21 protein-coding genes are annotated in these 21,422 nt (G+C 40.7%); 7 read left to right on the forward strand and 14 right to left on the reverse strand.

Features of this window, described 5'->3' with window-relative positions; translation table 11 throughout:
* On the reverse strand, nucleotides 1-2,245 hold a 2,245-nt coding region (locus tag QNI22_RS35480; RefSeq protein WP_314518763.1), incomplete at its 3' end, for a PAS domain-containing protein.
* Between the two features lie 444 nt (nucleotides 2,246-2,689).
* Here QNI22_RS35480 and QNI22_RS35485 point away from each other — a divergent pair.
* Nucleotides 2,690-3,478, forward strand: a complete 789-nt coding sequence (locus QNI22_RS35485; protein WP_314518765.1) for a hypothetical protein — start codon at nucleotides 2,690-2,692, stop codon at nucleotides 3,476-3,478.
* A 75-nt stretch (nucleotides 3,479-3,553) separates the two neighbouring features.
* Here QNI22_RS35485 and QNI22_RS35490 read toward each other — a convergent pair whose 3' ends face one another.
* Nucleotides 3,554-3,847 (reverse strand): peptidoglycan recognition protein family protein, encoded by a 294-nt coding sequence (locus QNI22_RS35490; protein ID WP_314518766.1) that lies wholly within the window; start codon nucleotides 3,845-3,847, stop codon nucleotides 3,554-3,556.
* A gap of 193 nt (nucleotides 3,848-4,040) precedes the next feature.
* Between QNI22_RS35490 and QNI22_RS35495 the strand changes: the two genes are divergently transcribed.
* Nucleotides 4,041-5,507, forward strand: coding sequence for a S41 family peptidase (locus QNI22_RS35495; protein ID WP_314518768.1), 1,467 nt, complete (start codon nucleotides 4,041-4,043; stop codon nucleotides 5,505-5,507).
* Between the two features lie 554 nt (nucleotides 5,508-6,061).
* On the opposite strand, the gene QNI22_RS35500 is transcribed toward QNI22_RS35495, so the two are convergent.
* The 4 genes from QNI22_RS35500 to QNI22_RS35515 all read right to left on the reverse strand — a co-directional run bounded on the left by QNI22_RS35500 (nucleotide 6,062) and on the right by QNI22_RS35515 (nucleotide 9,231).
* Nucleotides 6,062-6,820, reverse strand: coding sequence for a manganese catalase family protein (locus QNI22_RS35500; RefSeq protein WP_313977878.1), 759 nt, complete (start codon nucleotides 6,818-6,820; stop codon nucleotides 6,062-6,064).
* A gap of 558 nt (nucleotides 6,821-7,378) precedes the next feature.
* Nucleotides 7,379-8,119, reverse strand: coding sequence for an SDR family oxidoreductase (locus QNI22_RS35505; protein ID WP_314518770.1), 741 nt, complete (start codon nucleotides 8,117-8,119; stop codon nucleotides 7,379-7,381).
* Nucleotides 8,120-8,264: 145 nt separating this feature from the next.
* Nucleotides 8,265-8,561, reverse strand: coding sequence for a putative quinol monooxygenase (locus QNI22_RS35510; RefSeq protein WP_314518771.1), 297 nt, complete (start codon nucleotides 8,559-8,561; stop codon nucleotides 8,265-8,267).
* 40 nt (nucleotides 8,562-8,601) lie between these two features.
* Nucleotides 8,602-9,231, reverse strand: a complete 630-nt coding sequence (locus QNI22_RS35515) for a nitroreductase family protein (protein ID WP_314518772.1) — start codon at nucleotides 9,229-9,231, stop codon at nucleotides 8,602-8,604.
* 106 nt (nucleotides 9,232-9,337) lie between these two features.
* Between QNI22_RS35515 and QNI22_RS35520 the strand changes: the two genes are divergently transcribed.
* Together QNI22_RS35520 and QNI22_RS35525 are read left to right on the forward strand one after the other, a co-directional pair.
* Nucleotides 9,338-9,760, forward strand: coding sequence for a winged helix-turn-helix transcriptional regulator (locus tag QNI22_RS35520; RefSeq protein WP_314518774.1), 423 nt, complete (start codon nucleotides 9,338-9,340; stop codon nucleotides 9,758-9,760).
* Between the two features lie 50 nt (nucleotides 9,761-9,810).
* On the forward strand, nucleotides 9,811-11,055 hold the full coding sequence (locus tag QNI22_RS35525) for a cystathionine gamma-synthase family protein (protein WP_314518776.1): 1,245 nt from the start codon (nucleotides 9,811-9,813) through the stop codon (nucleotides 11,053-11,055).
* Nucleotides 11,056-11,125: 70 nt separating this feature from the next.
* Here the strand turns inward: QNI22_RS35525 and QNI22_RS35530 are convergent, their stop codons facing one another.
* The 6 genes from QNI22_RS35530 to QNI22_RS35555 all read right to left on the reverse strand — a co-directional run bounded on the left by QNI22_RS35530 (nucleotide 11,126) and on the right by QNI22_RS35555 (nucleotide 15,143).
* On the reverse strand, nucleotides 11,126-11,647 hold the full coding sequence (locus tag QNI22_RS35530; RefSeq protein ID WP_314518778.1) for a peptidoglycan recognition protein family protein: 522 nt from the start codon (nucleotides 11,645-11,647) through the stop codon (nucleotides 11,126-11,128).
* A gap of 185 nt (nucleotides 11,648-11,832) precedes the next feature.
* A complete protein-coding gene (locus QNI22_RS35535; protein WP_314518780.1) occupies nucleotides 11,833-12,123 on the reverse strand; it encodes a hypothetical protein in 291 nt (96 codons plus the stop codon).
* Nucleotides 12,124-12,295: 172 nt separating this feature from the next.
* Entirely contained in the window at nucleotides 12,296-12,598 is a 303-nt protein-coding gene (locus QNI22_RS35540; RefSeq protein ID WP_314518781.1) for a hypothetical protein, read from the reverse strand.
* 364 nt (nucleotides 12,599-12,962) lie between these two features.
* Complete coding sequence (locus tag QNI22_RS35545; protein ID WP_314518784.1) at nucleotides 12,963-13,217, reverse strand: hypothetical protein; 255 nt, start codon at nucleotides 13,215-13,217, stop codon at nucleotides 12,963-12,965.
* A 148-nt stretch (nucleotides 13,218-13,365) separates the two neighbouring features.
* The gene (locus QNI22_RS35550; protein WP_314518785.1) at nucleotides 13,366-13,785 is read right to left on the reverse strand and encodes a hypothetical protein; all 420 of its coding nucleotides are present in this window, start codon (nucleotides 13,783-13,785) and stop codon (nucleotides 13,366-13,368) included.
* Nucleotides 13,786-14,057: 272 nt separating this feature from the next.
* Nucleotides 14,058-15,143 (reverse strand): aldo/keto reductase, encoded by a 1,086-nt coding sequence (locus QNI22_RS35555; protein WP_314518787.1) that lies wholly within the window; start codon nucleotides 15,141-15,143, stop codon nucleotides 14,058-14,060.
* A gap of 818 nt (nucleotides 15,144-15,961) precedes the next feature.
* On the opposite strand from QNI22_RS35555, the gene QNI22_RS35560 reads away from it, so the two are divergent.
* Nucleotides 15,962-16,795: a hypothetical protein gene (locus QNI22_RS35560; protein ID WP_314518789.1), complete on the forward strand. Its 834-nt coding sequence runs from the start codon at nucleotides 15,962-15,964 to the stop codon at nucleotides 16,793-16,795.
* A gap of 117 nt (nucleotides 16,796-16,912) precedes the next feature.
* Here the strand turns inward: QNI22_RS35560 and QNI22_RS35565 are convergent, their stop codons facing one another.
* Nucleotides 16,913-17,218: a hypothetical protein gene (locus tag QNI22_RS35565; RefSeq protein WP_314518791.1), complete on the reverse strand. Its 306-nt coding sequence runs from the start codon at nucleotides 17,216-17,218 to the stop codon at nucleotides 16,913-16,915.
* 131 nt (nucleotides 17,219-17,349) lie between these two features.
* A complete protein-coding gene (locus QNI22_RS35570; protein WP_314518793.1) occupies nucleotides 17,350-18,000 on the reverse strand; it encodes a hypothetical protein in 651 nt (216 codons plus the stop codon).
* Between the two features lie 901 nt (nucleotides 18,001-18,901).
* Between QNI22_RS35570 and QNI22_RS35575 the strand changes: the two genes are divergently transcribed.
* On the forward strand, nucleotides 18,902-19,996 hold the full coding sequence (locus tag QNI22_RS35575) for a CBASS cGAMP-activated phospholipase (RefSeq protein WP_314518795.1): 1,095 nt from the start codon (nucleotides 18,902-18,904) through the stop codon (nucleotides 19,994-19,996).
* The gene (locus QNI22_RS35580) at nucleotides 19,989-21,422 is read left to right on the forward strand and encodes a type II CBASS E2 protein (RefSeq protein WP_314518796.1); all 1,434 of its coding nucleotides are present in this window, start codon (nucleotides 19,989-19,991) and stop codon (nucleotides 21,420-21,422) included. The genes QNI22_RS35575 and QNI22_RS35580 overlap by 8 nt, the downstream gene beginning before the upstream one ends.

The following is a 21,422-nucleotide window of genomic DNA, read 5'->3' on the forward strand; positions in this document are numbered from 1 at the left end:
TAATATATTTCTGGCCAGTGGTTCGGTTGGTTATTGCATATTCTTCATTGTAAATACCCCCCGATTCGGGATTGAGAGCCCAGGACATAGCCGTACGGATACGCTCCTGATCTGCGTTGGATAATACCGGATATACATCGTCCAGATCCTCTTCTTCAGGCAAGATACCAAACCATTCTCTGAGCCGATCTGAATAGGTGGTGCGGTTGGTAGCAGGGTCATAGGTCCAGGTTCCCAGTTGTGCCAATTCAATGGCTCCCCGCATCATGGCTTCTGCTTCTTCTACTTTTTTGCGGGCAAGTACTAGATTGGTTACCTCTGTAGCAGCAATGATCACTCCATAAATCTGGCCATTTGTGTTGGTAAGCGCCTTATACGTGTAATTGTAATAGCCTGTATAAGGCTTTGCGAACCGTAGCAGGTCAAACCGTTCTTCCGGCTCATGAAACGTTTGTCCTGTGGTATATACATGCTGGAGCCTGTTGAATAAGGGGGTATCCTCCAGTTCCTGCATTACGTCCATAAATGGCTGACCAATAATAGACTCATCCCGTCCTATCATCTGAAGCATATTTTCATTGACAGTATGAATGATCATTTGCTTGCCTGTCACAACCATTTTGGCTACCGGTGAGTTGAAAATAATACTTTTGCTGAAGAGCTCACTTTCTTCCAGATTTTTGCGGTACAATACTTCATTGGTCACATCTATGGCCATATTCAATATGGCATAAACCTGCCCCTTTTCATCTCTCAGTGGCTTATAGATAAAATTGAAGTAGAAACTGTCCAATTTGCCTCTTACTACAAGATCTGCTCGCATCTCCCGGGCATGATACACCTGACCTGTCTTATAAATCTGAGCCAATATATCCAGAAAGGGTTGTGACTCCAGTTCGGGTAAGGCATCTGCCAATCGCCTCCCATGTACACTTTCATCTTTGCCCCATAATTTAATCATAGCAGGATTGGCAACATCGATAATTAGTTCTTCACCCCGGTACAAGGCAGTGGCAAAAGGAGTTTCTTCTATAAGAGAACGAAATTTAGCTTCACTGGCCTCAATAGCTTTTTGAGACAAAACCTGAGTAGTGACTTCTGTTCCAAGTACCATCACACCGGAAATAGTTCCGTCTGCATGGCGTAAAGGGGTATATGCAAAATCAAAATAAGCCTCTTCCAGCCGGCCATTGCGTTGCAGGTTTGCGGCTATGCCTCTCCCTGTAACGGGTTTACCTGTATCATACACTTGCTCGAGCAAAGTCATGAAGGCTTGTCCTTCAAGTTCAGGTAAAGCCTGTTGCAAAGGCATTCCCAGAATAGAGTCGTCTTTCCCCCACAGTTCAACTAACTTGTCATTCACTATTTCAATCCGCATCTCTCTGCCTCTTAGCAAGCCTATTCCCATCGGAGCTTGTTCTACCACACTGCGGAATCGTTCCTCGCTTACTTTAAGCTCAAGCCGGGATTCTACTTCCTGGGTAGTTTCCTGGGCAATACCGGAAAACAGATACGGTTCACCTTCCTCGTCATAGCCATAGGTGCCCATTACCCGTATCCAGTGTACAGAGCCATCATCCCAGACAAACCGAATCTGGTAGTGTAGCTTTCCGGTAATAGCCGCCTGTTCGTAGGCTAGGTTCCACAAAGACAGGTCCTCGGGATGAATGTGCTCAATGAGCGTACTACGACTGACAATTTGCTCAGAACCTGTCATGATTCTGGCTATGGTAGCAGAATAGTCTATCTTATCGCTATTTCTTTCAAGAGTAAACCAACCTGCAGATGCGCCTTCCAGTGCTTGTTCAGCCCGTAGTCCTTGTTTCGTAAATTGCTCCCGAAGCTCAATCTGCTCGCTTACATCGGTTACAATTCCTCCAAAACGAGAGCCTTCCACCAGATCTCCGGCATACACGTTTCCCTTAACATGAACCCAGCGTAACGTATTCGTATAGGATAGGGTACGGAAATGCATATCCAGCAGATGGGTCTGTGTTGTTTGGTTTGCCTGGGAAATAGCCTCTGTTACTCTTTCCAAATCACCAGGATGGATGTATTTGAGTAGATTGTGGTAGGAAACCTGCTCATCTTCTGAAAAACCATAGCATTCTTTGCTTCGTTTATCCAGGTAAACTTTTTGTTCTATAGTGTCAACCTCCCACATGCCTACCCCAGCAAGTTCCAGTGCTTTCTGATATCGTTGTATTTCCTGTAGGGCGTGCTCTTCCAAGCGATCAAAGTTCATAGGTAAAATCAAAAGTTGGTGTAATTTGCTTCGAAGATACACACTTTAGTGTAAACAGTTTCTCATTATCCGACTTCCTACCCATGTTTTGTGTAGATACTAATCAGGACACAGCTATAACCAGATTTTTATTGTTTTGTTTAAAAAACTTTAGCAAAGTTGTACTATTTTGTTCAGATTGACAGACAGAAAAGTTTACTCCTTTGAGATACACGTTTGCACTGAACTTTTACTTACTATAGCATATGATGTTTTCTTATAGCTGTTCAATAGCTGGGCTCGTTTCCAGTAGATAAGGGACTGTATTTGCCTAAGTGTCTTGTTATTCAGGGCCTTTCTGGTTCTTCCGGTTTTAATTCACTTTATTGCACTCTACAGGCTCATGTATTTAGTCTATAAGAACGAAACAGCAAGACACTATGCTTGTTTTAATTAGAGAACGGTATGTTTTTTCATAGATTTTTGCTTTTGGTAGGATTGGTGTTACTCCTATCTCTTTCCTGGGTTACATCCAGTATGGGTCAGCCTGGGCCTCCACATTCTCTGATAATTAAACAATTTTGTGATTCTCGGGGAGAGGTGATCTTCTTTTTTACAGTCCCCATAGAAGAAAAATATAAAAAACGGGCAGATGATGCTACTAATCTCACTATCGCAAAGAGCATAGGCGTGCATATCAACCATCCTATTCCTAGTACGAAAGGATACTCTCTTAAGGTATATAATTTTGAGGAGAGTGATTCAACAAAAACTATACGATCCGGGATTTATAACGAGGAATTCGGGAATGATTTTCTGGACGACTACATGAGAAGCCTTAGAGCCGATACGCAATTATCCCGAACGCTTACCGACTATCGCCAACTTGCTGATTATTTGGAAAAAAAGGCTTACCAACATGCCAGCGATACAGTACTAAAGATACCAGATCCCAACAATCCAAAAATACACATCTCAATAAAAGATCTGTATACTTTTCTTCTAACTGAAGATCTTCAGTCTCTGGTTTTCAGAAATAAAGGATTTTCGTTTACACTTCTGTTTGAGTTTAAAAATGAGAACACAAAAGAAGTAATGTCTATACTGGTAAAAGATATCTATAATAGTGTGATAAATGAAGTTTGCTTCCAGCCAGGCTATTATGTAATTGATGCGACAACGTATACTCGTGACAATACTAATGGTATACAAAATATCACTCCTACGGATTGGCAGAAGATAAGGCAGAGATAAGTGATCCCAATCAGTCTCATTGTAATAGACCTACATTATACAACAGGTCAGCCAGTTTGAGACTGATCTGTCTTTTTACTTCTTCCAGGCTTGTTCAAAATAGCGTTCATAGCCAAAGGGATCACGCCACTCGATGGTATGTTCGGGAATGCCTAGCTGCTTGAGCCATGTTGGGACAAAAAAACTCGGACAGCCTTTGTTATCAAACTGGTTATGTCCGGCAATTTTTACATTAGCTGCATAGCCCAGCACCTCGCTGATTATATCTAACATAGTAGAGATCCGCTGTGGCGTGCGACTATCTGGTGGCATCTTATAGGAGGAGTCCAGGTCACCTATATAGCAGAAACGTATATAGCTTTTATGCATACTATGTCATTACTATTCTCGAAGATTCTATAAAACTGAAAGATCTGAAATCATAAGATTTGCAAGGCAATTGTTAATTATTCTTAATAATTGTTAAATTCTTGAGTATCAAAGAATATTCATTGTTAAAAGCACTATTTTCATGTCGACAGATTGTTTTAGCTAGTAAAATCACCTCCTCCTCACTATCCCAATGCTGATCAAATCTACAATTCGAGCAGTATATTTATTTTTTGTGTCTGCTGTTATACTCATTTGGACTAATTGCACTACAACAAAGGCCCCAAACAAAATAGTAACAAGGCAGGAAGTTTCTTTTTTAAGAGAAGGCAGTATTGTTAATCCTGCGATCAGAGGGTACTGGAAATCTATTGGAAATGGGTATATTCTGGAGGCAAGACATGATAGTATTCTTCTTTACAGCTATACTACCAACTTCTGTTACAAAGAAAAAAATGATTATCTGGAAGGTCTGTTAAACAATGAGGCTCGGTTCAGCTTACAAAAGGATACTCTCCATATTTACAAGACCGACTTTGGAGATAAAACAACAACTATTCAAATCAAGCATGACTATGTCAGAATAGATAGACTTCCCCAAAATCATATCAGCTTTTCTAAGATGCAAAAGTTATCTCCAAAGCAATTATTCAATCTTTTTATTGAAACCTATGAAGAGAACTATGCCTTTAGTAAAGAAAGAAATGTGAACTGGCAATACATTAAAACTGAATTTGAAAGTAAAATATCTGATAGTACTACTGAGAGTGAGTTATTTCAGTTTTTCGGACAGATTGTTACCCGTACCAAAGACCAGCATACAAAAATTATTGCGGAGAACGGACAAACTTTGCAATACAGAATAACCCCCTCAGCCGAAATTGTGGCCGAGGCTTTCAGAAGTCAATCTGAGATTCAGAAACTGGATGACTATTTCAATCTGTTTTTTACAACAAACTACAAAAATATTTCAGATAGTTTATTAGCAGGAAAAGGACATAAGGTAGCCAATGGACAATTGGAATGGGGTAATCTCACAAATACGATTGGCTACCTGAGTATTTATTCCTTTACTGATTTTGCCTCAAAAGGCACAACCCGAAAGCAGCAGATAGATTCGCTCGCTTACCATATGGAACAAATCATTGGCTCATTCAAAGATAAAGAAGCGATTATTGTAGATGTGAGTTTCAACTTTGGCGGTTTTGATGCGGCTATGCTGGCCCTGGCAAGTTACTTTACAGACAAACCTACGCTTGTATACACCAGTCAAGTATATACCAATGGGAAATTTCATGATGAATCAAAGGTATATATACAGCCTGTAAGTAAAATCGCTTACACAAAACCTGTATATGTTTTGATGACGGATATTAGTCGCAGTGCAGCCGAAGGTTTTGCCATGACGATGAAGGCCAACTCAAATGTAAAGCTTGTCGGCACACATACCTTAGGAATCTTATCAAGTATGTTAGGCAAATCTATTGGTAACTTTTATGCAACCCTGTCCAATCAACGCTTACTGACTCCCAATGGAAAATACTATGAGGTTGGTGGAGTAGAGCCAGATAGTATGATAACGGTTTTCAGGAAAGAAAATATCTTCGGAGGACATAAAGAGGCTGTCAGGAAACTAGTACACAGGATAGAAACCAGATAAACTATCTTTCCTTACTCTCTTTCTGTCATATTTGTCTGATGGGATAATTAGTCTGTGAATAGTCTATCATTGATCCAAAGTGTAAGCCTTATCTTTAAACCGGAAAATGCGAAAGCCAATCTTGTAAAAGATTAGCGAAGAAATACAGGAGCAGAAAAGAGATTTTTCCCTAAAACATTCAAAAGTGAAAAAGTTATGGTCAGGATAAGACTTTTAGTCTAATGCCATTATCCAGAAAATTGAAGATACCTCTATATGATATAAAACTCAAAGTATCTGGCATAGGCAACCTTATTGTGGTAAATTCTGGTAATACAGGGAATATTTTTCCACCTGCTTTAGTATTGGCATAACGAAAAGGAAAGGGAATTTTGGCAGTTAATAAACCAGTAGGCAGATAATAATAAAGTTACTGAAGAAGGAAAAACACATCTGTTGCGATTTTGCTCATTTTTCAGCTGGTTCAGCTAAAAAGCAGCAAACCTTAGTCTTACTAAGGTTTGCTGGTATTCAGGCATTGAGCCTACTCGTTTATTTTCAGAATAGTATCCTACTTATCGGCTGGCCTTGTTTATCTCTGAAATAATTTGTTGTTGTGTCACCTGTGCTTCCATTTTGGCAGGAGCTTCCACATACTTAATATCTGGTCCTTGATTCCAAGGTCCCCGCATATCCTTATCTCCATACTCACTTTCACCTGTTGAATCGTTGTAAAACTGTTCTACAATACCCGATGTAGGAGGAATCTGTCCTATTGAAAGAGGATCTTTTCCCATACTATCCAATGCAGTCATAAAAGCTTTCAGGTGCGTAATCTCTCGTGTCATTAAAAACTGCAACGCATCTTTGGAACCAGCATCATCACAAAAGTTAATCAACCGCTCATAGACGATTTTAGCGCGTGCTTCAGCTGCGATATTGCTTCGCAGATCTACATCAGGCTCACCCGTAATTTTTAAATAGTCGGCTGTCCATGCGCTTCCCTGCGAATTATACAGGTTTACACCACCTCCACCTGCAATGGCAATAAGTGGATCAGCTTCTGCGGCCTGACGTAACGTTTTAGTTGGCTTTAGATGCATACGAGCCAAAGTGCCAATAATTTCCAGGTGACTCAATTCCTCTGTACCAATATCCATCAGTAAGTCTTTGAGCCCGGAATCTTCGCAATTGATACCTTGAATCGAATACTGCATAGCAGCTGCAAGTTCGCCATTAGCGCCACCGAACTGCTCTAGTAACATGTTGCCAAACCGTGGATCTGGTGTACCAACTCTAACGGTATACATTAATTTTTTGATGTGATGATACATACTAATTCTGGTTGAAGTTGATAAATTAAAGAAATTGTCTTTACGTTTTTACCGTAATAAGCTCATCAAGCTTGCATACCCAAATCTTTCTATGTACTAGTGTCTGCTCTCAATGAAACATGTAAAGGCAAAAGCCTGTTTAGGTATATACAAATGCCATTGAAAGCTATGATCAACTAAAGTTTACCTAGAAAAAATCCAGGCAAGCTTTATAGCTTATGTATGAATAGCTTAAATAATCGTACCGGAACAGAAGTCTCATCTATAAGCGGTACTCCTTGCTCTACATAAATAGACTTATACAAAGGCTATTTCTTTCACCAACAGGGATTGGCACGAATAAAGTTATTTCTTCCGGGATATGCAGAGATATGCTGGCTACAGGTATTATCCAGCTAAGTATGAAAAAATATATACGAATAGAACGTGGGGAAAAGTGGAGTAGGTAAATCCAGTGCTTAATGCCTGGAATTTTGGAAGCTTTGTGCCAGATAATTTGATGAACTGAAAAAAGAGTTTGAAGTCTTTTCTCCGTACATCAAATTATCTGGTAATTTATTATAACCCTGCATTGAAGTTTTCAATGGCTGCTACCGGGTTGGCGAAATAATCAGCGCGCTGTTGAGCAGTAGCTCCTACATAAATCTCGTATTGATCTGTCTGCATACCCTTCAGTAGAGCTTCGGCCACTACTTGTGGGTGCATACCATTGGAACCTCCCATATCCTTGGTAGCTTCTGTATTGACCAGAGAAGGCATTACTTCAAACACCTTTATCGAACTATTCTTGCCTAACGTATGTCTCAACGCTACTGTATGAGAATGCAATGCAGCTTTTGCATCCGAATAAGTAGGCAAAAGTATCAATGGATGGAAGGTTACATTGGACGTAATATTTACAATGGCGGCTTCGGGTTGTTGGCTTAAAACAGGGAGCAGCTTTTCAGTCAGCAAAAGTGGAGCAAAATAATTTACCTCAAATTCCTGCTTTGCCTTTTGGAAGGCACCTGCCTGTTCACCAAGTTTATAAAGATTTGCCACACCGGCATTATTAACCAGTACACTGAGTGCAGGATATTCCTGCTGAATTCTGGTAACCAGCTTTTCAATATCAGCCTCACGAGTGACATCACAGGCAATGGCTGTTATACCCAGCTTTTCACCGGCCTTTTTGATTTTGTCTGCATTACGACCTGCAATAATAACGGTATTGCCTTGTTGTTTTAATAGTTTGGCAATTTCGTATCCAATACCAGAACCGCCACCTGTAACCAGAATAGTTTTATTTGTAATATTCATTTTGTGTTATAGTTAAATTGAGTAATAGGTAATTGTATAAGTAAGAGTTGTACGCCTGCTATGTAGTAAGGCATAGAACTACTGAACTGCCATCATCCAGCAGATACTAATTTGGAATTAGAAAAGGTAGATGGTGATTGTATGTTTATAGTTCCTGTAAAGTTCTACTAACGGGTTTTCCTGCCAGCTTTCCTTGTAGTCCTGCAAAGAACTCTTTGGTATAGGAGGCATTCATATGTATATCAAAAGCTTCCCGCGAAGCAAATACTTCAAAGAAGATAAGAGTAGTAGGATCATCTGCTTTTGAGGTTTGATAAAAGGCTTCACATCCAGGTTCTTTCAATGTGGGCAGTAAGGTAGCGGCTGCAAGTGCTTTCACTTCTGGCAGGTAACCGGGTAATACCGATACTTCTGCCAGTATAATGTGTTTTGTCTGGCTCATAATTAGCTATTCAGATAATTTTTAGATCAGAGATTTGAAATCAGATGGTTATAAATAACTCCTCTTTGGTTTTGCGAACTTTGGGAATCGTCGCAAACTCATCTTCTGCAGAGCGGTAGCCCAGCGCAAAAAGTAAGGTGGTTTTCAGATTTTTTTCTTTAAGTCCCAAAATCTCGTCGACCTGAACACGGTCAAATCCTTCCATAGGCGAAGCATCAATACCTGCTTCTGCAGCTGCACTAACCAATACGCCAACAGCCAGAAACGCTTGTTTTTCAGCCCATTCAATTTTTTGCTCTGCAGATAATAAGCTGAGTTTGGAATTCACAAAAGCTTCTCTTGCTTCAAGGTTTTTACGAGCGATATTTCGTACACTAGCGGCTTTGTCAATATACTTTTTCACTGTATTTTCATCAATGTCAGTCTGGACAGTAACGGCCAGTACATAGGCCCCCGTTGTGATTTGTGGTTGACCAAAAGCAGCTCTGCTGATTTGTTCGAGAATGGAGGGGTCTTGCAGAATGAAAAAAGTATACGGCTGCAATCCGTAAGATGATGGTGACAATTGTAAGGTAGTGAGCAGATCGTCAAACTGTTCAGGGCTTATTTTTCTGGAAGTATCATACTTCTTGGTGGCATAACGCCATTGAAATGCTTTTACAAGTGACATACATTTGGTGAGTTACTAACTATTTTATAATTTTACTTGCAATTTGCAAGTTAGCAAAGATAAATCTTTCCACTTGCAAATTGCAAGTATTTTCACAACTATTTTTATGAAAGAGATAAAAACCCGTTCAGGATGTCCGGTGAGTTACACACTGGATTTTTTAGGTGATAAATGGACACTCTTGATTCTGAGAGACATGGTCATTAGTGATAAGTCGACCTATGGAGAATTTCTAGCCTCCGAAGAAAAAATTGCAACAAATATTCTCGCAGACCGGCTTACTACGCTGGAGCAGTATGGTTTTGTCACCAAAAAGGTGTCTCCTGACAAAAAATCTAAACTGCTTTACAACCTCACGGAAAAAGGGATTGCACTGGTTCCGATTATAATGGAAATGGGAATCTGGGGATCTGTATTCAATCCGCCAGGCTTGAATAAACAACTACTGGATCAGCTTACTACAGACAAGGATGGAACCATCCGGAATTTCCAGCAAAAGTTAAAAGATCGTCTTCTCCAGGCCTCATAGCCAATGGCCGATCTGGATTTTATTCTATATCTCTATTATTTCAATACACTATGAACAGTCAAAAAGGGTTTACTACCCGTACACTACATTCGGATCGGTTAGCAAAACCTGAATTTGGAGCCTTACACCAGCCAGTACACAATGCCGTTACCTGGGGATATGAACAGGTAGAGGACTTAGTAAATGTATTTCAGAATAAGGCAAAAGGATATGCTTATTCACGGCAAGGAAATCCAACGGTTAGCGCTCTGGAGCACAAAATCACACAAATGGAGCAGGGTCTAGCCACAGTTGCATTTGCTACAGGTATGGCTGCTGTATCTGCTACATTGCTTGCTTTACTGAAAGCAGGAGACCATATAATTGCCAGTTCGTATTTATTTGGCAATACCCGTAGCCTGATGCAAACCCTTATGGGTATGGGCCTGCAGATCAGTTTTGTAGATGCTACTGATGGAGAGCAGATTAAGGATGCCTACCAGCCAAACACCCGAATGGTTTTTGTAGAAACCATTGCCAACCCTGCTACACAAATAGCTGATCTGGCAATGATTGGGATGTTTTGCCAGGAAAAGGGACTGGTTTATGTAGTGGATAATACAATGGCTTCTCCCTATCTGTTTTCTCCCAAAGCAGTACAGGCAAGTCTGATTATTCACTCGCTGACTAAATACATTGGTGGACATGGAAATGCATTGGGTGGCAGTGTCACTGACACAGGACTTTACCACTGGGCTAGCTTTCCGAACATTGCGCCAGTTTTACGGGAACAGATAAAGCCAGAACTAGTAGGCATTACACAAATCAGAAAAAGGGGACTGCGTGACAGTGGAGGAACCTTATCACCTGAAGCCGCTCACCATCTCTCAGTTGGCTCTGAAACGCTGGCTTTACGAATGGAGCGAGCTTGTAATAATGCGCTGGCTTTGGCTGAATACCTGCAAAGCCAGCCACTGATTGATAAAGTATATTATCCAGGTTTGAGCACTCATCCTCAGAATAAGCTGGCTACTCAACTTTTCAAACGTTCCGGAGCTCTGATGAGTTTTGCCTTACAGGATCAGGTAGATTGTCTGGCTTTTCTAAACCAGTTGCAACTGGTTATCAAGTCGAGTAATCTGGGAGATACGCGAACACTTGCCATACCAGTGGCGCAAACGATCTTTTATGAATTAGGAGCTGAACGACGGGCTGAGATGCAAATTCCGGAGTCTATGATCCGTTTATCAGTGGGCATAGAAGATATTGAAGATCTTATCGGTGACTTTGAACAGGCATTTGGCAAAATGGCTTGACTTACCCGAAAACACAACCATGAATAGCTCAGGAAACAAGAGGCTACTGTACACTGTAACCTCTTGTTTATTACTTTTTCCAGACTTGTTTAAAATAGCGTTCATAGCCAAACGGATCGCGCCACTCGATGGTATGCTCGGGAATGCCTAGCTGCTTGAGCCATGTTAGGACAAAAAAACTCGGACAGCCTTTGTTATCAAACTGGTTATGTCCGGCAATTTTTACATTAGCTGCATAGCCCAGCACCTCGCTGATTATATCTAACATAGTAGAGATCTGCTGAGGGGTGCGACTATCTAGTGGTGATTTATGGGAAGAATCCAGTCCACCTACATAGTACAAATGTCTGGAAATGGAGTTGATACCTGCAACCCCGTTGGTAATTTCGAAAGAGTCAATAATCTGGTCATTGTTGTGTTTGACGAACTGGTGACGAGAGCCATCGAGCAGAATCAGATCCGAATAGCCAACTTGCTTCCAGCCATTGCCGTAAGGCTTGGGTTTGGTGTGCCAGCGTTTCACATCGTCAGGGGAGATCCAGCGTCCGGCGGGTGTGGCGGTGCAGTGTATGATCAGGTATTGAAATTTCATAGGTATGTGTGCAATTTAGCTGGTGAAGGAATGGATCACGACAATTTCTTCCCCAAGTTGGTTTTATCACTGGCATGAACGATGGGAAAGTGGTCATTGGTGATAAAACCAACTTGGGGAAAGGACGGGACCGAAGGAAAGGATCATGTCAGTATGGACAGATAGTGTCATGATCCTGTGAATGATTACTCTTCCAGTAAGTCATTCACCTGTTCGGTCAGATCAATGATCTCGTCCTGCAAGTCGGCGACTTCCATATGCAGATCCTGGTTTTCACCATCCAGTTCTTCATTCTCTTCTCTAAGCATGTCTATTTCCAGTTGGATGTCTTCTACGAGTAGCTGTAGGTGCTTATTTTCATTTTCAAGCAGTTGTTTCTCAAATGCCAGATACTCGTTGGTAAGGGTAAGACAGATGTTGTCAACAATCAGTTTGGTAGTAGCAATCGGTTGAACGGCGGTAGATGCGATAGTCATTGGCGTATGGTTTGTTAAAAGTGAGTATTCGAATAAGAAGGATAAAAACCAGAGGACAACGCTAGGTCTGTCCTCTGGGGTATTACTTGGGATCTCGCATCGAGAAGAATCCAACGGTAGAGATAAAAGCCAGCAGCGATACAAACGATTGGGTATCGATCCGGTTGATTATTCAGAGCAGATATCCTGAAAAAGTAAAGAGCCCAAGGGTGGATGTTTTCCAGTTATTTAGCACAAACTGGATGTAGTCGTATATCGATTTTGCCATAGAGATTTTAAGGGTTAGAGTTGTAATAATGTAGGGGCGCACACAGGTGCACCCATGTTTCGTGCAAACCCGGTTTGGGATTTGTAAATCACCATTGTGAAATGTAGGGGCGATTGGCAGATCGTCCAGGCCATCGCCATCCGAACGATTGGGAATATACCGAACCAATGTAGGGGCGCACCCATGTGTGCGCCCAGTTTCCCACAAACCCTGATTAGGGTATAGGGGTGCCCCTGACGTTTACCACGCCGTGGCGTGGGGTACCCGTGTTTCCCACAACAAATGTCAGGGATTAATCCGAAACCGTGTCTAATAAACCCAAACATTCGCGTTGGGAAACCGGGCAGGGGCAAGCCCAGCCCCTACGATATCGGAAATGCACAAACGCAGTTTGCGACAACCAGAATTCGGATATATCCCAATCGTTCGGATGGCATTGTGGGCGACCGCCAGTCGCCCCTACATGTGTCCGATTGTTACAGGCATGGTTTGTGGGAAACCAGGCGCACACACGGGTGCGCCCCTACAGTGTCGGATTTTCCCAGACCTTTTTTGTGCCATTCCGAGAGATTCAGGGTCCTTTACAGGTATCTCTCACACAAAACACAGGCGCATACGTAAACTGGCGTACATGTTTGATCTTCTCTACATCCAGCATCTGCACCGGATGACTGGCTATCTGTTTGGCAACAATCTTTTCGATCTGGCTGTAATCAATCACTTCACAATCGTATACTTCCGGTGGATTGAAATGATGTTCTGCAAACAAGCCACCAGCCAAACCCACCACAAAACACAACGCCGAAATCAGAATCAGTAGTTTCATACATCGAATGAATAAAGAGTAAAACAAAGCTAACTCAGGTAGACACACAGAAGGGGTATAAAAGAAGCAGCCGGTCAGTGACCTAAGCTGCTTCCCAAACCACACCAATCCCGTATGTACCTTCTCTACGCTGCCTCTACAGCTACACTTAGCCTGCTGGCAAAGCTGCCTTGCGAACGGTAACGTCGTTCATCGAGCCATCAATCACAGACAAACGCTGTTCAATCTCTCCCAACTCAGATTCGTACAGAATCACAGCCGTTGTACCAAACTGTGCCTTCCGTTGCTGTAAGGTGAACAACCGATAATCAGCACGTACCTTCCGGTTTTCCATCTCGGTTTTGGTCGCACTTTCGGGAAGGGCTGCGATGATGGCAATCAACGAGGTAACTTCTGCTTCGGCAGCTGCCAGGTCGGCATCAATGCTGGATGCTCGGTCGGCTGCATTGTCTTTGCTACGTGTGAGCGAGATCTGACGGAATTCCAGATTGCCTTTGATGTCTGACAGCTCGTTAAGAACTTTGTCACAATCGGCTCGGGAGGTTAATAGGGTTACACTTAGTGCCATAGTTTACTAAATGGTTAGATGAAAAAAATGGTTAAAAAATAGATGAAAAAATAGCCGGATACAGAAGAATGGACAGGTTAAAAAGTTGCGGTTGCGTTGTCTTTTTCTGACCGGATGAGTGATACAAAGATCGGGATTTGGGCAATATGAAACTGACCATAGTTCGGATCATCCGATCTATGGTCAGGGTAATTAGTAAGGTAGTATAACAGGCAGATCCAGAGTTAGTACGAAAGATCTGCCAACGCGACAGCACAAACGTATATTCAGACTTAGTACCGTTGCTGGTCGTTAGTGGGAGTCAGCGGATTGATTGGGTTAGTTTCCCCATTGATGGTGGTGCCACTGCTGGAGAAGGCACCAGAACGAGCCAGAAAATCATAAGGAAAGTTTAACTTAGGCTTGCTGACCTCATGCAGGGCTGCCAGGTGTTGGGGTTGCAGTTGAACATCCAGAGCGGCCAGGTTATCCTTTAGCTGGTCAAGTGTACGGGCTCCCAGAATGGTAGACGTGACACCGGGTTGTGCTTGTAGCCAGGCCAGCGCTACACGGGCCGGAGTAGTACCCAGTTGTTCGGCAATAGAAATCAATACATCGATTACTTTATACGTCTGTTCATTCAGGTTATTTTCTACCCAGGCACCCCGGTCGGCTTTAAGCTGTCCAGCATTTTCTCGCCGGTATTTACCACTCAACACACCTGATTTTAGCGGAGACCAGGGGGTTACGCCTAGTCCCATCTCTTTTGCCATTGGCATGAGTTCGCCTTCTACAGTGCGTTCCAATAAATTGTATTCAATCTGTAACGCAATCAACGGAGCCCATCCCCGTAAGCGGGCAATCGTCTGGGCTTCGGCCACTTTCCAGGCGGGTGTATCTGAAAAGCCAATATACCGTATTTTTCCAGCCGTTACCAGATCGTCCAATCCCCGCAACGTTTCCTCAATTGGTGTAAACTTATCCCAACAGTGTAGCCAATACAGATCGATATAGTCCGTTTGAAGGCGGCGAAGGGAATTGTCGCAAGCGGTCATCAACGATTTGCGGTTGGCTCCCCCGGCATTCGGGTCACCGGAATAGAGGGTTCCGAAAAACTTAGTTGCAATCACCACCCGGTCCCGGCGGTGCGAGTGTCGGCCAATATGATCCCCGATAATTTTTTCGGAGTGACCAAAGGTGTATACATTGGCAGTATCCAGAAAGTTTCCGCCCGCATCCAGGTAATAATCCATGATGGTATTGGCATCTTCAACGCTGGTTCCCCAACCCAGGTCTTCTCCAAAGGTCATAGTCCCCAGGCAGAACGGACTCACTCGCAGGCCTGAATGGCCCATCGTAACATAGTGGTTTAATGGCATAGTGAAGTAAGTGTAAAGGTTAAAAATTAGTTTGGCATAGAAACAAACAGATTGCCATTCAATAGGTTAGCAGACGGATACGGCTATCAAATATTCTACAATAAGTCAGGTAAAGTACACTCACAAAAAGATTAGTCTGTTGTAATATGAGTCGTCCCGAATGTTGGATCTGAGTACAACCCAAGCCTATAATTTTGAACAATGTGGGCTTGGGTCTCTTTCCCCGTTGATTTATTGTCCCTTACATCGTTCTTTCACTAGCTTCTTCATTTTTTGCTTGTCTTTTCCCAAATTTGTTTATTGTTCCTTTCATTGCTCTTCCACAGGCTTCTTCATTTTTTGCTTGCCCAAAAAACGAAGCAAAAAAGGGCAAAAAATTCCCAAGCTTCGCCCCACAGGGCCAACGCTAGGCCCGCGGAATTTTTATCCTCACGCACCTATACCACCACTCGCGATTGAAATGATCGCAACTCTCTTTGTAGCTTCTTTATTCTATGCTACTATTATCACTTCAAAGTCAAAATCTTCTCCTCAAAATTTGGGATGACTCATGTATAACCAGTCTTCAACTAAGTAGGCAAAAATGGTTGCTCCAACGTATCTGTCCAAGCAACACCATCTTGACTCTTACTACTCAAGGTAATACGTTTGTGAGTAGGGACGGTACGAATCGGATGCTTATGTTAAAATAGTATCTCTGAAAAAGTAAAAACTTCTCCTATGTATAGTTTCGAATCGCTCATGGTTTACTTTTCAAGGCCATTTGCAATTAAGAGTAAGTAGCATTTACCCTGTATCCTCTTTTTAGTTTATTTGATATGTACGAAACCATAACTGTTGACGAAGCTATTGCCAAAGGTCATCGAATGGTCAATTATCCCGCTGTTGGAATTATAGTCGGGACTATTGGCATTACTTGCTATTTAGGAACTCAAGCTATTCTACCCTGGTGGGTCTTTCCGTTAGGATTTATTCTTGCCTTAGTACTGGGGTGGTTGTACTGGAGCATTATGATTACCAAATGGCGACTATGGGCCTTTGAAAATGTGCGTAATGTACATGAATTAAAAAAACGTGCTATTCGGGAAAAACTGATCTGGCCGGACGGTAGCTTTTATGAAAAAACAGAAATCCGTGGGGCACAGGACAAAGAACGATGGACTGCTTTGCAATATAAGTTTGACCAGGATGATATTTTCCATGACGATCCCAGTGTACCCAACGAAACCATTATTTACTACGCAAAGGGTAAAAATTTCATTGAAATGGCCCTTATGCTGCTTTTGATGGTTGGTGGTATCTTTATGCTGGTGCGAACAGATAGCTACATCTTCGGTTCCCTTATGACAGTAGTGGGGGCATTTTTGAGTTATCGCGAATTCAGAGAAGCAACCAATACAACTCCTCAGATTATTCTGAATGAGCAGGGAATACAGACCATTAACACGCCGTTCTACAAGTGGAGTGAGATAACCGACGAAGAAGCCATTAGCGAAGGCACTGGTAAAAATATCCGTTATTATTTAATCTACCAGTATTCTGGCGGTCACGAAAAATTATCGATAGACGATTATGACATAAACCTAAAATCATTAAACAAACTATTGATTTTATACCGGGGAAGAAGCCAGAAACAAAAGATTCGGCATTAAATGGGTTTACATACAACCAAAGCTGCCAGAGAAATTGTATCTCTCCAAAGCTCAAATACAACAGGTAGAAACGTATGCATCCAAGCGAGGACATGTAGTTGCTCGGATGCATACGTTTTACTTTTTATTCATATAATACCTTCTAGGAAAAGAATTTTGCCACTTTTGGCTCGTTTCACAGCTGTAAAGGATAATTGGAGTCAGTAGAGCCATTCCCAAAAGCATTATCCTTACTAGTTTGTTTTTTGTTCCAATAGCCTTGACAATGCTTTTTATGCTTGTAAAAAGTAAAACAATTAAGATAGCTCCACTACTGATTGCGATGATAGTAGCTAAAAATGGATTTAAGCCTGATGTCCAATAACCCATTAAAACAAAGGTCATTAATTCAATTAGGATGTTTTGCAAAAGTATTTTTATCATCTTTTTTCAATTACCACCAACATATTTACACCCAAAATGCCTTTAGTAGTTTCGAGTATTGTAGCAATATATAGGATTACACACAAGAAAGATTGATATGGAAGTTTTTATTTGATCCGAAACAGTCAAAATCATTCTTTCGGAATAAAGCCTGCTCTATCATAATATCCCTCAATGTAATAGGATGCTTTTCGTTTTTCAGATCCTAGTCGGTAAATACCTACACCTGGTGACTGTGGTTGATGAATATGAGCAGCTTGCACAAGATGTGCCTGCCAGAGTAGTTCTATCCATGAAAATCCTTTGTTATCCAGTGCCTGAACAGTAACAGGTTTCCGCAACCCTCTTTTGGGACCATAGGGATAGATAACTATTTCAGGAACAGGCAAAACGAGAGTCTTAGCTTCTTTGACATCCAGTAGAGCTGGGTGGTTTAGAATATCATTAAAAGAGTAAGTTTCAGAAGTCCATGTCCATGTTGGATGGCGGCATGCTCTTAAAGGAAGTTGAGGCATATACATATTGCTCTCAGTTTCCGATAATGGTTGACTTTTCAGAAATGTAACATTATCCAGAAATAAAGCTGTTGGCATACGATAATAATAATATCGAGCCCTTGGATTCACAAACTTCCAGTAAGAAAGGGAAGTATTTGAACAATCACAAAGTACTTCTATTTCATCAAACGCCAGCACTCGATACGGCCTTGAATCATAAATGGTCTTATAGATGCCTCCTAACTCTAAGGTTTGTAAAGTGACTGTTTCTACTGGTTTATTCATTTTCTATAGAATGTGATTAGTCAAAGGTAATTCTTTCTCCACTTTCTAAGAAGCCTTACAAAATCACTTTACAAATCGACGACCAGTAGTAGATAGGTGATTGTGTCTGAAAAAGTAGCCAGAGATAGCTTGGTAAATGTGTATTGCGTTGTCTTTTTCTGACCGGATGAGTGATACAAAGATTGGGATTTGGAGAAGACAAAACTGACCGTAGCTCGGATGATCCAATCTATGGTCAGCGGGGTTTATTAATATCGTAGTTACAAATTAGCGAGTTAATTATTTAGTATAATAACCTTTAATAATACAGCATAAAATCACAGTATATTATAACCAAAAATGATACATCATGCAATAAAAGATAAAGATATTACAGTGTAAGAAATGAGGTGTAATTGCCAAGATATTACCATATATGATAATTAGTGTTAAGTTTTTGTTAAAATGAGTAGCACTCATATTATTGATTATAAGCATATTAACAACAAACAACACTTATCCTCAAGTTATCCACAATATTTTGTGGGTAATATCTTTAGGCTCACTTTTACCTTTGTAGTAGAAGTTAAGAGAAGTATTAATTAATTATAACCTTTACAGATATGACTTAACAAAGACACTAAGGGAAGTATAGGTATCGGAGGTCGGAGTCCGATACCCTGTATTATTCTTCTTGCTGAGGAAGACCCACAGAATCATTAAGGAGAACCTGGAAGAAACCGTGATTGGCACCAAAGTAAATCTTCAATTTCGACATTTGCAATAACAATCAGGCAAAATCTTTCTTCTCTCCCTCAAGTTCGCTTTCGATTTGCCTATGCCTCTGTAAAGAAGGCAAGGAGGTTATGTACGCTTACATAAGTGTATTAGCATGCCTTACATTAACTAAAATTATCGTACAATGTCAAACACAGTAACCGGACTCACAGATTTGAGTTCAGATGAAATCATATTACCTATTATTGAGAAAAAGCCTTTCAAAATCCTCTCTTTAGATGGCGGTGGAATTAAAGGACTTTATACTGCTCTTATTCTCCAACATCTTGAAGAAGCCTATGGAAATCCTATTGCAGATTATTTTGATCTGATAACAGGAACATCTACAGGTGGATTAATGGCATTAGCTCTAACTTCAAAAGTACCTGCTGCCGAAATTGTTAACTTTTATAAAGCAGATGGGCCTAAGATCTTTCATCGTCAGTCTTTAGTGAAACGAGTATCTGGCAAGATCAAACAGATTCTGCATAAGGGAAAATATGATAATACAGTACTAAAAACTGCTATTGAAAATGTGCTTGGAACTGATCGAAAAATGAAGGATGCTCATAATCTGTTATGCATTCCTGCATTTAACATTGGATGTGGTGGACCTATTGTATTTAAGTATCCACACAAGGAAGGTAACTATCATAGAGATGGTAATATCAAGATGGTTGATGTTGCTTTAGCAACAAGTGCAGCGCCAACATATTTTCCCATTCATACTATAGATCAGATGCAATGTATTGATGGCGGTGTATGGCTTAATAATCCTGTGTTGGCAGGTATTTGTGAAGCTATAGATCATTTTGTTGTACAAGACAAGATTATCCATACAGGTGATAGGCACATTCAATTTGAAGAAATACAAGTTCTGTCAATTGCCTGTATTAATCCCCCTAGTGGTGAATCAATGAAAAGTAATCCTAAAAGGTCTTTCTTACAATGGGGTGGCGCACTTTCAAGTATTGGGATAACAGGACAAATGCAATTTTCAGATCATTTCTGTAAACGATTAGTCAACAATAAACTAGGTGGATATTATCATCGGATTTGCTCTCCACAAGATTTATCTGCACAACATTGTAAAGATATTGATCTTGACTTGGCTACACCTAGAGCTATTGAGACACTATGTTTCTTTGGTAATAGAGTTGGATATGATTATAGAGCAGCTCAAAGCTACTTAGTAAATCCTTTCTTTGAAACCTTTAAAACGTATGTAACCAATGGCTAATCTTCATACACTTTTTGAAATATTCCATAATAATATTTCTATCTGCCCTTCCAAAAAGCAGAAAATGATGACTTCAAAAAATGCGATCAGAAAACTAATCAAAGAAACATTTGAAGAATTACATTCTGAATATAAGCCATATTTTTATATTCAGGGATCGTACAAACATGGTTCAAGTACAAGGACAGAAGATGATTGGTGTGATTTAGATGATGGAGTTTATTTCCTTTGTACTCCAGATGTAACCCCAACAACTCTTCAGAAATGGATACTGGAGGCGGTAGATGGCCACACTTCATTCAAAGTAGAACACAGAAAAAAATGTATTCGGGTTATTTTCTCAGCAAAATATCACATAGATATTCCAGTATACTATCTAGCTCCTGGAGATGAACACCCTTATCTTGCTGTAAAAAATGAAGGATGGATAAAAAGTGATCCAAAAGAGTTTGTTGAATGGCTCAAAGGAAAGAAGGACAAAAAAGGTCAACTAGTCCGTATAATCAAATATCTTAAAGCCTGGTGTGATTATCAATCTTTTAAAATGCCTAGCGGACTTTGTATGAGTGTCTTAGCCGCAAATCATATTTGCTACAATAAGCGAGATGACTTGGCATTATTAAACACGCTTAAAGCTATTCAGGAGGAGGTAGATGATCAAAAGTTCTTAGGTGCGTACTGGCAATGTAAAATGCCCACCACTCCTAAAGATGATTTATTCGAAAAGTATACTGAGACGGTCAAAAAAAACTTTCTCCAAGCACTTGATGATTTGATTGAGGACGGAGAAGAAGCTATCTCTACTAAATCTGAAGAAGAGGCGGTTGATTTATGGGCAGAGAATTTAGGAACCAGATTTCCAGAGATAGAAATAAAAGAAAAACTGGAAAGCCTACGACAGAACAGCCAAATTATTTCATCAGGTATAGCTTATACCTCTTCTGACTTTAAAGTTGGTGTTCAATCTATAGGCGTTAAAAATCAACCTCATCAATTTTTCAGATCAGCAGGACATGCATTGCCAAAAGCAGAACATATAAATGCCATTGAACAATATAGTTTGATCAGGCAAAAAATATTTCTGATAGCAAGCTTTCCTGCCTTTCAATGTATAATCAAAGGCAATAAGCTAATCTGCAAAGCAATAATTAAGCCTTTGAACTTCTACCAATCTTATCAGATACGAATTGAGTACCAAGCAGGTTATACTCCCAAAGTATTCATAGAAGATCCTTTGATTGAGTATAATTCAGAGATACATGTTCATGCAGATAATAGCCTTTGTCTTCATCACCCAAGTGATCTAGACTGGAAATTACCAACCAAAATCTCAGAGTGGATTGTTCCTTGGATTGTAGAATGGTTAGTTTTTTATGAATTATGGAAATTAACTGGTAAATGGGAAGGCCGAGAATATATTCACTAA

Source organism: Xanthocytophaga agilis (genome assembly GCF_030068605.1).
Classification (GTDB): domain Bacteria; phylum Bacteroidota; class Bacteroidia; order Cytophagales; family 172606-1; genus Xanthocytophaga; species Xanthocytophaga agilis.